Annotated in this window: 16 protein-coding genes; all 16 read right to left on the bottom strand. The window is 32.9% G+C overall.

The window, feature by feature from the left end; all coding sequences use genetic code 11:
* Positions 1–37: 37 nt before the first annotated feature.
* Entirely contained in the window at positions 38–952 is a 915-nt protein-coding gene (citG, locus tag CLLI_RS00570) for a triphosphoribosyl-dephospho-CoA synthase CitG (protein ID WP_106062340.1), read from the bottom strand.
* Between the two features lie 14 nt (positions 953–966).
* Complete coding sequence (citX, locus tag CLLI_RS00565) at positions 967–1,482, bottom strand: citrate lyase holo-[acyl-carrier protein] synthase (RefSeq protein WP_106062339.1); 516 nt, start codon at positions 1,480–1,482, stop codon at positions 967–969.
* A gap of 1 nt (position 1,483) precedes the next feature.
* Entirely contained in the window at positions 1,484–2,527 is a 1,044-nt protein-coding gene (citC, locus tag CLLI_RS00560) for a [citrate (pro-3S)-lyase] ligase (RefSeq protein WP_106062338.1), read from the bottom strand.
* Positions 2,528–2,682: 155 nt separating this feature from the next.
* Entirely contained in the window at positions 2,683–4,224 is a 1,542-nt protein-coding gene (gene citF, locus CLLI_RS00555; protein WP_106062337.1) for a citrate lyase subunit alpha, read from the bottom strand.
* 48 nt (positions 4,225–4,272) lie between these two features.
* The gene (locus CLLI_RS00550; RefSeq protein WP_106062336.1) at positions 4,273–5,148 is read right to left on the bottom strand and encodes an HpcH/HpaI aldolase/citrate lyase family protein; all 876 of its coding nucleotides are present in this window, start codon (positions 5,146–5,148) and stop codon (positions 4,273–4,275) included.
* A gap of 50 nt (positions 5,149–5,198) precedes the next feature.
* A complete protein-coding gene (citD, locus tag CLLI_RS00545) occupies positions 5,199–5,462 on the bottom strand; it encodes a citrate lyase acyl carrier protein (RefSeq protein ID WP_027625121.1) in 264 nt (87 codons plus the stop codon).
* Between the two features lie 79 nt (positions 5,463–5,541).
* The gene (locus CLLI_RS00540; protein WP_106062335.1) at positions 5,542–6,099 is read right to left on the bottom strand and encodes a Fe-S-containing hydro-lyase; all 558 of its coding nucleotides are present in this window, start codon (positions 6,097–6,099) and stop codon (positions 5,542–5,544) included.
* 11 nt (positions 6,100–6,110) lie between these two features.
* Complete coding sequence (locus CLLI_RS00535) at positions 6,111–6,953, bottom strand: fumarate hydratase (RefSeq protein WP_106062334.1); 843 nt, start codon at positions 6,951–6,953, stop codon at positions 6,111–6,113.
* A 152-nt stretch (positions 6,954–7,105) separates the two neighbouring features.
* On the bottom strand, positions 7,106–8,347 hold the full coding sequence (locus CLLI_RS00530; RefSeq protein WP_106062333.1) for a methylaspartate ammonia-lyase: 1,242 nt from the start codon (positions 8,345–8,347) through the stop codon (positions 7,106–7,108).
* Between the two features lie 119 nt (positions 8,348–8,466).
* Positions 8,467–9,924 (bottom strand): methylaspartate mutase subunit E, encoded by a 1,458-nt coding sequence (locus CLLI_RS00525; RefSeq protein WP_106062332.1) that lies wholly within the window; start codon positions 9,922–9,924, stop codon positions 8,467–8,469.
* A gap of 22 nt (positions 9,925–9,946) precedes the next feature.
* Positions 9,947–11,338: a methylaspartate mutase accessory protein GlmL gene (gene glmL, locus CLLI_RS00520; RefSeq protein ID WP_106062331.1), complete on the bottom strand. Its 1,392-nt coding sequence runs from the start codon at positions 11,336–11,338 to the stop codon at positions 9,947–9,949.
* A 47-nt stretch (positions 11,339–11,385) separates the two neighbouring features.
* Complete coding sequence (gene glmS / locus CLLI_RS00515) at positions 11,386–11,799, bottom strand: methylaspartate mutase subunit S (RefSeq protein ID WP_106062330.1); 414 nt, start codon at positions 11,797–11,799, stop codon at positions 11,386–11,388.
* A 55-nt stretch (positions 11,800–11,854) separates the two neighbouring features.
* On the bottom strand, positions 11,855–12,775 hold the full coding sequence (locus CLLI_RS00510) for a GntR family transcriptional regulator (RefSeq protein WP_341456989.1): 921 nt from the start codon (positions 12,773–12,775) through the stop codon (positions 11,855–11,857).
* A gap of 227 nt (positions 12,776–13,002) precedes the next feature.
* Positions 13,003–13,704, bottom strand: a complete 702-nt coding sequence (cwlD, locus tag CLLI_RS00505; protein WP_423236787.1) for an N-acetylmuramoyl-L-alanine amidase CwlD — start codon at positions 13,702–13,704, stop codon at positions 13,003–13,005.
* Positions 13,705–13,803: 99 nt separating this feature from the next.
* Positions 13,804–14,196, bottom strand: a complete 393-nt coding sequence (gene rpsI, locus CLLI_RS00500) for a 30S ribosomal protein S9 (protein WP_106062328.1) — start codon at positions 14,194–14,196, stop codon at positions 13,804–13,806.
* A gap of 30 nt (positions 14,197–14,226) precedes the next feature.
* The gene (gene rplM / locus CLLI_RS00495) at positions 14,227–14,661 is read right to left on the bottom strand and encodes a 50S ribosomal protein L13 (protein WP_106062327.1); all 435 of its coding nucleotides are present in this window, start codon (positions 14,659–14,661) and stop codon (positions 14,227–14,229) included.
* Positions 14,662–14,740 lie beyond the last annotated feature (79 nt).

Raw genomic sequence — 14,740 nt, 5'->3', positions numbered from 1 at the left:
ATAGATGGTATCCCCTTACTATATACTCTCTTACTATTTATTGGTATTCCTTTTTATTCATATATTTCTCTACCAAATTAAAAAATACTGTAACTGCCAGCAAATCTGCACTTCCTCCGGGACTTATTCCTCTTTTACTAAAATCTCTATCTAGCTCTTCTATAGCATCTTTACCTTCTTTGGTTCTCATTCCACCTATACTTAAAATATATTTTGCCTTTTTCTGCATTTCTTTTAAGGTTTCTATAGAATGTCTATGAAGTATATTTGAATCCTCCGAGTATTGCATAATTCCTATTAAAGTTTGTATCAGCCTATCATTTTTACTTAAATCTTCATTCTCTTTATAAAAATCTAAGGCAAACTGAAATATTGTAGGGAGACCTTTTGCCACCTCTCCCCTTATTCCTTCAGTGTTATAAATCAAAAATAATTTTTCCCCGTAGGATAATTTCATTTCTTTACACATTTCTTCTATAGAATTGTAATCTTTTATGTACTTTTTTAAGTAATAAAGCTCTTTTTCTACTATATCATAGCACATCTCTTTTATTATACCCTGTATATCTTTAAAGCCTTTATTATCATGTATAGTTTTTCCTACTGCAATGCAAGAAATGCCCATTAAAAATAACATACCCTTATGGGTATTTACTCCTTTAGTTTTACTAAACATTCTTTTTTCTGCATCTATACCTAAGGATCGACATTCCTTTAGTATTTCCTTAGGAGAGTTATTAGAAAATCCGCTTTCAGAACATAGCATTAAATATTTAATCAAACTACAACTACTATCTATAAATGTATAATGGTCCATGTCCTTATGAGCACCTTGTGAGATAGAAGATACTAGCCCTGGAGATGGAAAACATGCTACTTCATAAAGCATACCTTGAAGAGCAAAACTACTTATGTCAAAAGATATATCATTTATATTGTAATTATTTATCATACAATCTCTCCAAACTATATATTATGCTGTAGCATGTATTCATTATATTTATTTTCTATAAATCCTACTACATCTTCTATATTATGTTTTCTAGATCTTCCACAATTTTGTGCTTTATCTTCACATAAAAAACATTTTCTACTAGGAAGTCCTAAAGAAGTCCTGCTTAATCCATTTCCCTGTGCATCATATACATCTATATCAACGCATCTGCCTAATAAGTGATGTTCTTCTACATCTACTGTTTTTCTTTTTATTTCCTCGGCAATATTTTTTAAAACTAGGGTAAATACAGGTCCTTCAGCAGTATTTTTATAATCTTTATATACAATATTCTCTTTAAATTTACTAATTAATTCATTTTTAATTATTTCCGCTATTTTTCTTGATAATTCATTATCTTTATTAATGCCTGGATAGTTTACTCGCATGGAAACTATAGGCAATTTATATTTATCTATAAGTTCATATTGAAAGTTTACCCTTTCTTCTTTTGCTAGTAGTAGATCTTCTATAGTATATTTGCTCATACTAATGGGGAGAATTACTTTTCTTTATCTTCTCCGCTATCTCCTTTCCTTTTTGCGAATTTAAAAATTTCCATGTAACTTCTGGGACTACATTTTTTACTTCTTCTAAATTGTTATTTTTAATTAATTCTCTAACTTTAGATGCACTTATGAAGCTTCCATTATATTCTTTTCTCTTTATTTCTATTAGTTCCATCCCATGCTTAGGCAATACTTCTTTTAATGTTTCATTATATGCATTAGTTACTATGCAATAAGGTTCTTCCCCTACAAACCTCTTTGTTATATTAAACTTTGGGCCAAAGTATTTTCCGAATATTCCTGCATCAATTTCAGCATAAGCTTTTAATCTTACATCTTCCTGTCTTATAAAATAGGTTGGAAAAGTTGCGGATGAAATTATATATTCCCCACCAGGTACAACTTTTACGTTAGACAAATCCTTTGTTCCCTCTTTTACTAATTTATATCTTTCTCCAAAGGGAAATAATGACTTATCTTCTTCAACTATAAAGACTATTACCTCTTTACACTGCTTTGACGCCTCTTCTATAAGATATCTATGTCCATATGTAAAAGGATTGCAGTTCATAACCAAGGCACCTTTTTCATTATCTGAATTTATTTCATAATCTTTTCCCATTTTATCTAAGGCTTTGTTTATGTCATAAATTCCATACTCTAAAAAAACAGCATCATGTGCTTCATAAATAGGTTTAAAATTTAATGAAGTAAACACTTTAATTTTATCTGGCTTAGTAAATATAAAACTATGGTACATTCCCTCTTCAAAAAGCTTATCTATTAATGCGGATATTAATGTTGAAGTAACATTTTCTCCTCTCAAATCATCTGATACTGCAAAACATTTAAATATATTTTTTGCTTTAGAACAAGTTGCTTTTATATTTCCATCAATTTCTATAACTAAAGTATAATCTACATCATCATCCAGCTTTAATCCAAAGCTTTCTAAAAATTTATGTACACTTAATCGTTCTTCTTCATTTTTTAAATTAACTGTTTTTACCTGTAAACCAAACATACATTTAACACCCGCTTTTTTATTATTATCTACAATTTTTACAATTATATATTATTATACCCCATAATATTTAAATAACAAAGTGTATAAGATCTTAATATTTCTTCATATAAAAATATGGACTGTAGATTATATACAGTCCATATTTATATATATTATTCTATTGCTTTTTTAACTACGTCGATTACAGTACCATCTCTGTATTCAACTACAGCAACTACTTCATCTGTAGTCTTTATTGGTTCAGGTTTTCCAGTCATTTTTTCAGCAATTTCTTTTAATTCTTCTATAGTCATTACTGGAAGATTTGTTTCCTTTAATTTTTCAATTAAATCTGTTCTTCTTGGATTTACAGCTATGCCTCTTTCAGTTACTAAAACATCTATGCTTTCACCTGGAGTAGTAACTGTAGTTACTTTATCCTTTATAATTGGAAGTCTTGCTTTTACAAGGTTAGTAACTATTATAGAAAGTTTTGCTCCTGCTGCAGTGTCACTGTGTCCACCGGAACCACCCATGATAACTCCATCTGATCCAGTTGTAACATTAACGTTAAAGTCAGTGTCTATTTCTGTTGCACCAAGAATCATAACATCAAGGTTGTTTACAACTGATCCCTTATTATGTGGGTTACCATACATAGATGCTGACATTGCCATATGTGCTGGATTTTTCTTATATGATTCTATAGCTTTTAAATCAAAGCACTGTACATCAAATATAGCTTTGAATAATCCCTCTTCAAACATATCTACAATATAGCCAGTTACTCCACCTGCTGCAAAGCTTCCAACTACTCCTTTTTTCTTCATTATTTCTTTTAATTCAGCTGCAACAGCAAGTGATGTTCCACCTGCCCCAGTCTGGAATGATATACCATCCTTTACTAGCCCTGAAGCTTCTATAACTTGAGTAGCCATTTTAGCTATTTTTAATCCTACAGGATCTTTTGTTATTTTAGTTGTACCTGAAACAATACCTGCTGGATTTCCGATAGAATCAACCTTTACAACATAATCAACATAAGTCTGGTTAATATCTATTGGTGATGCTGGATATGGTACTAAATTGTCAGTTATAGCAACAACTTTATCAGCATATTCTGCATCTGACATAGCATATCCCATTGTACCGCAAGCTGATGGTCCTTCAACTCCGTTTAAGTTACCATATGTATCAGCTGTTGGTGCTGCAACAAAAGCTACATCTATATGTAAATCTCCACTTTCAATTGCTCTTGGTCTTCCACCATGAGTCATCATTACTGCTGGTTTTTTTAAGTATCCTTTTGAAATGGCTTCAGCTACTGGACCTGACATATAGTTTGCATATATTCCTGTAACTACTCCACTCTTCATGTATTCTACAAGTGGTTCATGAATAGGGAATATTGAGCTTGCAGCTATTGTTATGTCTTTTATTCCTCTTTGAGCTATAGCGTACATAACCATGTTAAGTACGAAGTCACCATTCCTTAAATGGTGGTGGAAAGATATTGTCATTCCATCTTTTATTCCTACTTTATCTAAAGCTTCTTCAATACTTGCTAAAACTTTATTATCACCTGGTACTACACTTTGTACTTTAACTGCTTTCTTTTCAGCAGCTCCACAATTTGCAAAAGCGCCTTCAAATGGCTTTACTTTACCATAACCTTCTATAAATTCTGGTAGCTCTCTGCCAAGTACGTTTTTCATGTTAATCCCTCACTTTATCATTTATATTACAAATTTAGTTTATTGAGATTATTTTAAAAGTCCTAATCTCTTAGCTAATTCTACTGTTGTAATGGCTCTGTTGATTACAGGAGCATCTATCATTTTTCCGTTTAATGCGAATACTCCAAGACCCTTAGCAAAAGCTTCATCTCTTGCTTCAAGTACCCTTACAGAATATTTAATTTCATCTTCAGTTGGATTATAAACTGAGTGAATTGTATCTATCTGTCTTGGATTGATAGAAGACTTTCCTGTAAATCCAAGAGATTTTGCTTTTTCTGTATCAAGTCTTAATCCTTCATAATCGTTTGTATCAGTAAATGGAGTATCTATTGCATCAATTCTTGCTGCTCTACAAGCTGCTGAAAATCTGTTTCTTGCATAGTAAATTTCATTACCTTCTTTTGTTCTCTTTATACCAAAGTCAGAAGTTAAATCTTCTGCTCCAAGAAGTAATCCAACTAATCTTTTAGTTGCTGTAGCTACTTCATAAATTGTTTCTAATCCATAAGCAGTTTCAATAAGTCCGAATAGGTTGATACTTCCCTTTTCAAATCCTTCTTCTTTTTCTACTTTTGTTATTATTGTATCAGCTTCCTGTAACTGTTCTCTTGTTGCTTTTGGCAATAATATAGTATCTGGTTTAACCCTTGCAATTGTCTCTAAATCCTTGTGTCCAAATTGTGTATCTAATGGATTTACTCTTACTACTAATTCAACATTTGAATAGTCTAATGTTTTTATAGCGCCGCTAACTAATGCTCTAGCAGCGTCTTTCTCTGTTAAACTAACAGCATCTTCTAAGTCAAGTATTACAGCATCTGCTCCCAATATTGGTGCATTTTGAAGCATTCCTGGGTTATTACCAGGCATAAATAGCATAGTTCTTCTTAATGTTTTCATGAATTAATCACCTCAATTTTACATTTTAGATCAAGTTGTCTATTGTGTTATTACTGCGCTCTGTTTACAGCAGTTTCTAATCTTGCTTTTATTGTGTAATCAAGGGCTCCCTTATCCTGAGCCTGAATTTTAACTCCATCAAGTCCTAATTCTGCAGCTTTTTCAGTTAATACTTTACGGATTTGGTCACCAAACTGTTTCATAACAATACTTTCAAGTTCTATTTCAACGCCTGCTTTATCATTTGGCATAACCATAATAAGAATGTCATTTGATTCTAGTGTTCCAGCTTTAGCTACTTTATTTATTTTCATTTTCTAAACCTTCCTTTCTAAAATCAACAATTGAAAACTGAAGACTATGTAAATCTTCAGTTTCAATTATGGATTCAAATTACTTTAAGCTATCTAAATATGCTTTTTGTCCCATTTCATATAAGTTATTGCCTTCGCTATCTATAACAACAACAACTGGTAGATCTTCTACTTCTAATCTTCTTAGAGCTTCTGCACCTAAGTCTTCATAGCAAACTATTTCAGCTTTTTTAACTGCTCTTCCCATTAATGCAGCGGCTCCTCCGATTGCAGCAAAATAAACCGCAGTATTTCTCTTTATAGCTTCTATAACTTCTTTTGATCTTAATCCTTTTCCAATCATTCCTTTTAATCCAACGTCAAGAAGTCTTGGAGTATATGGGTCCATTCTGTAACTAGTAGTTGGACCTGCTGAACCTATTGGCTGACCAGGCTTTGCTGGTGTTGGTCCAACGTAATATATAATTTGATCCTTTACATCTATTGGAAGTTGTTCTCCCTTATCTAATAAATCAACTAGTCTTTTATGACCAGCATCTCTTGATGTATATATAACTCCTGATATTAATACTGAATCCCCTGCTTTTAAGCCTTTAACTTTTTCAGCAGTTAGTGGAGTAGTTATTCTCTTTTCCATATTAGCACCCCCTAAAATTCTACGCTCTTATGTCTTGTTACATGGCAGTTGATATTTACTGCTACAGGAAGTCCTGCTATGTGAGTAGCATAAGTTTCAATGTTAACAGCTATTGCTGTAGTAAGTCCCCCAAATCCCTGAGGTCCTATTCCTAATGAATTTATCATCTCTAATAATTCATTTTCAAGATTTGCATAGAAAGGATTTGAATTTCTTTCATCTAATGGCCTCATTAAAGCTTTTTTAGCTAAGTTAGCTGATCTATCAAAAGTTCCTCCTATACCAACACCTACAACTATTGGAGGACATGGGTTTGGACCTGCATCTTTTACAACTTTTATTATAAAGTCTTTAACACCTTGAAGTCCATCAGCAGGTTTTAACATTTTTTGCTGGCTCATGTTTTCAGAACCGAATCCCTTTGGAGCAACAGTTATCTTTAACTTATCTCCTGGTACTATATCATAGTAAATAACAGCTGGAGTATTGTCCTTTGTATTTATTCTTTCAATTGGATCACTAACAACTGATTTTCTTAAATATCCTTCAGTGTATCCCTGTCTTACACCTTCGTTGATTGCATCTTCAAGGCTTCCACCTACAATATGCACATCCTGACCCATCTCAACGAATACACATGCCATACCAGTATCCTGACAAGCTGGTCTATCTTCTTTATCAGATATATCAACATTTTGTAATATTTTTTCAATTATACCTTTAGCCATTGGCCATTTTTCTTTATTATTGTATTCTTCAAGCTTTGCTTTAACATCAGCTGGAAGTCTATAGTTAGCTTCTATACACAATTCTTTTATAGCTTTTGTTATCTCGGCAACATTTACTTCTTTCATATATGAATTATTTACCAAGTAAGTGTAGGCTTAATTCACTTACCAGATAAATGCCTCCTTTCAAAATATTATTAAATACTTATTTATAGTTGAAAAGGCAGTTTAAAAGTAAACCGCCTTTTCAAAACCTAAGTTGTATAAACCTTATATAATTATTTTCTTCTTCCTACAAGAGCTAATACTCTGTTCATTTCATTCTTAACTATCATCATTCCTTCATCAACACCCATGCCTGGTTTAGCAAGAACCTGTCTAGCTCCGCAAGCCATACCTATGTTAGTTGTAACTTCAGCTGATCTGTTAGTTTCGTTACAAGTACCACCACAGTAAGCTCCCATTCCGTTTGCTTTACAGTACATAATAGCATCTGCTATATTGTTAACTCCGCCAAGATCTGGAGTCTTTATCTGAACCATGTGTCCAGCTTTGTTATCAGTGAAGAATTTAACATCATCAACTGTATTACACCATTCATCAGCAACTAGTTCTACGTCTGCTCCTCTTCTATCTAATTCAGCTCTTAAATCTCTCATAGCTTCCATCTGCTTCTGTCTGTCTTCAACGTCCATTGGTCCTTCTATTCTTAAATGGAATGGCTTAGCAGCTTTAGCTAAAGTTTCGATGTAATCAGCCATAGCTTTTGTATTAACATCGAATGCAGCACCAATTGTTCCATATACGTCGATGTGGAATATTGGAGAGTAGTCTTCTCTTACTCTTAATTTGATTACTCTGTCTCTTAACCATTTAACGTACTCAAGAAGTTTTTCACCCTTAAGGCCTAATTTTTGTTCAACGTTGTTTATTAAAGCGTGTGGTAAAACATCAGCTTCTTTAATTATCATCTTATCAACGTTGTCATATCTATCATCACCTGACTGAGCAAATACAGGAACTGCTTTGATTTCTGCTCCTGGATTATATTCATCTCTGATTACTTCAGCCATAGTTACTTTTCTAGTTTTAGCTACTGCATCAAGTATAGCCTGAGTTATACCATATCTAATAGCAGTGTGTAATCTCTTGCCATTTACTTTTAAGCTATCAAACTCTTCTGCCATTGATTTGAAGTTAGTTATTTCTCTTCCAATTAATTTTGGAGCTATTTCTTTTTCTATAACAGGTATGAAGTCTTTAGCTAAGAATAATGGATCTCTTCCGCCTGCTCCTGAATACTGAACTGCTGCACAGTCTCCGTGAGCAACCTGACCATCTTCAAGAACGAATAATACAGATATTGATTCACCCTTCTGTCTAACCTGAGAAAATCCTTCAGTTACAGTGGATCCTGTGTATGTAAATCCATCATGTCCTGCTCCTTTTTTGATTGCTCTCTGGTCATCAAAGTAGAATCCAGTCAAACCTGGTGTACAAAGTACGTCAACAATTTTCATAATTATTCACCTGTCCTTTTTTTTATTTAATAACTAGTTTTTGTTATATATTTTTATCCACATCCACGCTGACAGTTTCCTGCCAGCATTAAATGTGGTAATAACCAAGTTGTATTTAATTATTTAGCTTCTGGTCTTCCGATAAGTCTTCCCTTACCTACTGCAAATATATCATCGATAACCATCTGGAAGCTTACATCTCTTCCTTCGAATTTAGCTCTTTCAGCTAATTTTTCTCTGTTAAAGTTCTTTAATTTTTCAGTAAATGGAACATTACCGAATTCTAAGTATCTTACACAGCCTAAATTATCTCTTACTGGTAACATTTTACCTGCATTGTATTTGCTTGGAGCAAATGGTACATCTAGAACACCATTTGCAAATGCTTTAACTGTACCTACTGCTAAATCTCCATTTCCTAATTCAAATACTTTGTCAAGTATGCATTTAGTTTCAGCTTTGATAATAGCTATTTCAGTTTCTAATTCTTTTGACATTGGCATTCTTTGTCCTTCTAACATATTTAATGCCATCTTTGTAGCTTTGATACCTGCAGCGTTGGCTTCTTTTGTTGGGATACCAACAGCTTCATGTGGAGTCTTAACTATAACTTTAGTTGCTCCAGCTAATGCTGCTATAGTTGTAGCTGTAACTATAACACCAAATGCTTGTGATTCATCCTGTGGGAATCCACCCATCCACTGATGGAATACTGTTGTTACAAATACATCATTGTATCCATAAGTTTTTAAGTATTCATTTGTAAGTTCTTCTAATGATCTTAATGCAGCTATATCTTGGATAATGTTACCACACTCACCATATCCAACAGTTATATTTTTAACTCCCTGTTCTGCTGCAAGTAAAGTTTCTATTATTCCTATTGCGTTTGACATTGATGGTGGTACAAGTGTTCCAGTTAATGGTCCGAATGGTTCTCTGTTTATATGAACACCTTGTTCTTCATAGAAACCAACAAGTCTATCACAATACTGCCAATCTTTAAGTGATCTTTCTATTGATACTGATTTTGCATATGGAACATTGTAGGAAATACATCCACCTTCATTTGAAGTCCATCCACCAGCATGGATTATTTCAGCAAGTAATCTTGAATCTGGTGTACCGTGTCTTGCCTGTAATGGTAAGTTTACTGATTCTAAAACTTTTCTACAGCCTTTAACACCGTGGTTAACTGCTGGGAAACCGTTTAATAATGATCTTCCAGCTTTTAAGCTTTCCTTAATACCAATTTCACACTCTTCGTATTTGTTCTGTCTTGTATATGCATCAATTGTTGAAGGTAAGAAATCTGCGCCACCTTCATCCTGTAAGTATCTTAATAAAGTAATATGTTCGTCAACTAATGCAACACCTGCTCTTGGCTGAGCCATAGTTACTCCTGCTTTTTTTGCTCTAACTAATTTTTCAGCAAAGTTCTTTTCTGTTGGTATCTTCTTTAAGTAATCTACAGCTTCCTGTAAATCTACTTCCTTACCTGTTGGCCACTGGCTTAATACTTCTTCTCTCTCTTTAAAAAACTCTTCATCTGTCCATCTTTTATTTCTAAGTTCCACTGAAATTCCCTCCTATCAAATTTTAGTTAACTTTAACTAAATATTTCTTCATAATTCTAACCGCTTTATCTGGAAGATCCTCTGCTAGAAGACCCATTGCAGATAATATATATGTCTTATCTATATAGTAATCTGGATGCTGTGGTTTTAAATGAGTAGGATCGGCCATATCAAATGTTCCTGCTTTTAATATTTCCCCTGGATTTTTACTATGAACTAGTACCCCTCCAGTTCCTATTAAACATTTAACATCTAATAAATCCTTGCCTATCTGACTATATACAACTCCCATAGGAGTATACATGCTTTCTATAACCCCAACATGTCTTTCTAAAGCCATATCTGTTGCTACTTTAGCCATGGCTTCATCAAATTTAATTTCTTTTTCTGTGTCAGGTACCATTTTTATATGTTCAGATCTATATTTACAAGAAGCTTCTATATCTACACTATTATCGCATAGATATTTTTGAACCTTTCTTGTTCCTGCTGCTTCCCATAAAGAAAGTGCAGAATATCTCATTCCCAGGTCACCTTCGACAGTTCTTTTTGCAAAAGGTTCTTGAAGTCCTCTTAATGTTACTCCTGGCTTAGATGGATCACCCTCTGCAAGAGAGTGTACATCAGTGGTAGCGCCACCAATATCAACAACTACAAGATCTCCAACGCCCTCTTCTTTATCAGTTCCTTCTGCTAATGCTCTAGCAGCTTTTAAAACTGCTGCCGGGGTAGGCATAAGAATTCCATTAATAAAGTTTTCTGCATTTTTCATTCCCTTTGCTTCTACAATTCTTTTCATGAATATCTGTCTTATTTGTTCCCTTGCAGGCTCTACATTTAAAATGTTTAGCTTTGGCATTACATTTTCTGTAACTTTATAGAATATACCTGCTTTATCCAATATTTCTGATATTTCATCACTAGCTACTTTATTCCCTGCTACAACTATTGGAAGTTTAACTCCATGTTCAGCCAACATCTTTGCATTGTGGATTATACATTCTTTATTTCCACCATCTGTACCACCAGCTAATAGTATTATATCTAAATTTGTATTTTTTATTTCTTCAATTTCCTTATTAGTTAAATCATAACTATATACATTTAATACTCTAGCTCCTGCTCCAAGAGCAGCTCTTTTTGCAGCTTCTGCTGTAAGTTCTGGTACAAGACCAATGGCTATCATCTTTAATCCACCAGCAGCTGAAGAGCATGCTAGTTTTTTTACAAAGTTTACTTCTTTGCCTTTAAGCTGTTCTGTAAGACTTTCATAAGCCTTATTAAATCCTATCATTATATCAGTTTCTACAGTTGTAATATCTTGTGCTGTAGCTAGTATTTCCTCATTTTCGATGTCTACTGCTGTTAATTTTGTATAAGTGCTACCAAAGTCTAAAAGTAAATAAGCATCCACCCTAATCAACTCCTATAATTTAGGCAATACACAGTAGCCTTTGTTAATTATTTTACTCCCAAAACTTCTTTCATATCAGCTATTGTTGTTTCTGGAGATGTTCCTGGTGGGTATACCCTATCGAATCCCATTGCTTTAAATCTTTGTTCAACATCTGGCCAGTTTTGCTTTCCAACAACGATATTTCCACCAACAAATAGTTTTATTCCTTTAAGTCCTGCTTCATCACATTTTTCTCTTAATCCCTTACAGTCAATTTCTCCCTGTCCATATAGAGAAGAAACACATATAAGCTCTGCTTTAGTTTCTATAGCTGCATTTATGAAATCTTCCTGTGATGATAAAACTCCTATGTTAATAACATTGAAGCCTGCATTTGTAAATGAATGGTCTAATATTTTGTTACCAACTGCATGACAGTCTGAACCAATAACTCCAAGAACAATAGTCTTTTTCTCCATTTTTAAAACCTCCTAGATAATTTATATATATAAAAATTATATATCTATCTTAAGCTTATTTTGAATATTTGATCTCTAAAAGTTTAGATTTTAATGCCTTTACAGAGCCATCATCTAAACTATATAGAAAATTAATAATTTGCTTCCTTCCACCGTTTAGTTCATTAATTTCTTTATATCTACCTGGTGAAGCTATTATCACATCAGACCTCTCTATTATTTCTATTAATTCCTCTTTATATGATGAATTTGTATATTCTATATTTATGTTACCTAATCCTGCACTCTCCAAAGCGTCCCTTACTTTAAACTTAAATTCTTCAGATATGCAGACAAAGTAAAATTTAGTTCCTATAGGGAATCTAGCAATCTTTACTATAGTTTCTAAGTCTGGTGTAATGGCGACCCCTAGTACGTTTTTATTAAAGTTTCTAGTTAGTCTTCTTACTTCATTCACATGATTAAAGGTAGTTATTATTATCTGCGATTTTTGTAATAGCTCTTCCGTATCTTTATCCATTATCCTTAAATCGTTTACTGTTACAGGTTTAAAATCTATATTAGTTCTTTCCTTTAGCTGAGCTGCAAATATCCTAGATTGTTCTATATTGCACTCAACATATATCCCGCTTATCTCATTTATAAGTCTTCTTTTCTCTTCGATTCTTTCTGTAACAATCTCCATAAATTCGTCTGCATCTATTCCAGTTTCTATAGCCTCTTCAAAAGCCAAATCAACAAACTTTTTTAACTTATCTCTTATATCTTCATCTTCCCACAACTTGACTTCTTCAGCTACAAAGGTACCTCTCCCTTGATAAGATTTAAGCACTCCATCTTTTTCAAGTTCCTGATAAGCCATACTTACTGTATTCCTGCTTACCTGAAGCTTTTGTGATAATTCTCTTTCTGTTGGCATTTTAAATCCTACTTTGAGAGATCCATCTTTAATCAAATCCATTATTTGTTTTTTCACCTGTAAATATAAAGGAATTCTATTTCCCTTATCTATTACAATTTGAATATAAATCACTCCCAAAGCTTTAAAGCTAAATTGACCAATGGACTAATCCATTAACCAATTTAATAATATCATAACCTATTTATAACATCAATATCTTTTTTTTAAAAACATAAAATTTTTTTAAGTTTTTGTCATTTTGTATATTATTATATCATAAATGTAATATTTATGTTTACCTTCTACTGATTTTCAAAATATTCTTTTACTGATTTTGCGACAATAATCGCTATCTTGCTTTGATATTCTTCATCTTTTAATTTTTGTTCTTCTTGAGCATTAGATAAAAATCCACACTCTACTATAACAGAAGGTATATTATCACCATTTCTTAATATTTTATAAGCATCATTGGCTGGTTTCTCCAATCTTTTATTACTTTGATCTAAATATAATTTAAAATTGGACTGAATCAATGATGCCAATTTTAAACTGTTTTCATTATTTGAGTACCATACCTGTGCTCCGTAGTACTTACTTTCCGGGAACATATTTAGATGTATACTTACAAAAGCATCACAATTTGATTCTTTTTTCATTTTCCATCTATTATATAGGTCTTCTCTCTTTTTCTCCCTAATTTTCCCCTTATCGCTACATAACCATTTATCCTCTTCTCTTGTCATTACAGCCTTAAATCCAAGCTTTTCTAATTCACTTCTTAATTTTAGGCTTATACTTAAATTTATATCCTTTTCTATGGTGCCATTTTTAGATACTGCTCCTCCATCCATACCTCCATGGCCTGGATCTATTAATATTATCTTTTGATCAATTAAATTTTTTTCGGCTGTACAGGCTAATACGTCCATATTTACAAAAATGCATATGCAATAAACACCAATGGCCAATAAAGTAATTATTTTTCTTTTATGACTGTGCAAAGTTTTCACCTCCTCCTTCTCCTTAATATTCTTCTCATAATTATAGATTTTATTATAAATTTTTATAAAAAAAAGAAGAGGATATACCTCTCCTTTCCACTATCTCTTTGAGAATTGTGGAGCTCTTCTAGCCTTCTTAAGACCGTATTTCTTTCTTTCTGTCATTCTTGGATCTCTTGTTAAGAATCCTGCTTTCTTTAATTCAGGTTTTAAGCTTTCATCTGCTTTTAATAATGCTCTTGATACACCGTGTCTTATAGCTCCTGCCTGACCAGTAAATCCACCACCATGAACATTTACTAAAACATCAAATTTATCTTTTGTTCCAGTTAAAACTAATGGTTGATTTACAATAACTCTTAAAGTTTCTAACCCAAAGTAATTTTCTATATCTCTTTTATTTACAACTACTTTACCTTCACCTGGTACAAGTCTTACCCTAGCAATTGCTTTCTTTCTTCTACCAGTTCCAAAATATTGAACTTTTGCCATTTTTATTCCTCCTTCTCCCAGCTCTACCTATTAATATCTTAATTCTAATATTTCAGGTTTTTGAGCTTCGTGATTATGTTCTGTTCCTCTGTATACTTTTAGCTTTTTAAGCATATCTCTTCCAAGAACTCCCTTTGGAAGCATTCTTCTTACTGCTTCACTAAAAACAAATTCTGGTTTCTTTGCTAAAGCTTCTCTGTATGAAGTTTCTTTTAATCCGCCTGGATATAATGAATGGTGTCTTAACATTTTTTGATCTAGTTTTTTACCAGTTAAAACTATCTTCTCAGCATTTATTACTATTACAAAATCTCCTGTATCTACATGTGGTGTAAATATAGGCTTATTTTTTCCTCTTAATATTGATGCAACCTGACTTGCTACTCTCCCTAGTGGTTTTCCAGCAGCATCTACAACATACCATTTTCTTTCAATTTCTTGTGGTTTTGCAATGTACGATTTCATCTTTTTCCCTCCTTAAACTATTGACATAAAAACTTTCGTTCTATATAAAGACCCGGGGCTAGTGGATCCTTTATACTTT

Source organism: Clostridium liquoris (assembly GCF_002995785.1).
In the GTDB taxonomy this organism is placed as follows: Bacteria; Bacillota; Clostridia; order Clostridiales; family Clostridiaceae; genus Clostridium_AO; species Clostridium_AO liquoris.
This window is presented reverse-complemented; position numbering and strand designations above follow the sequence as displayed.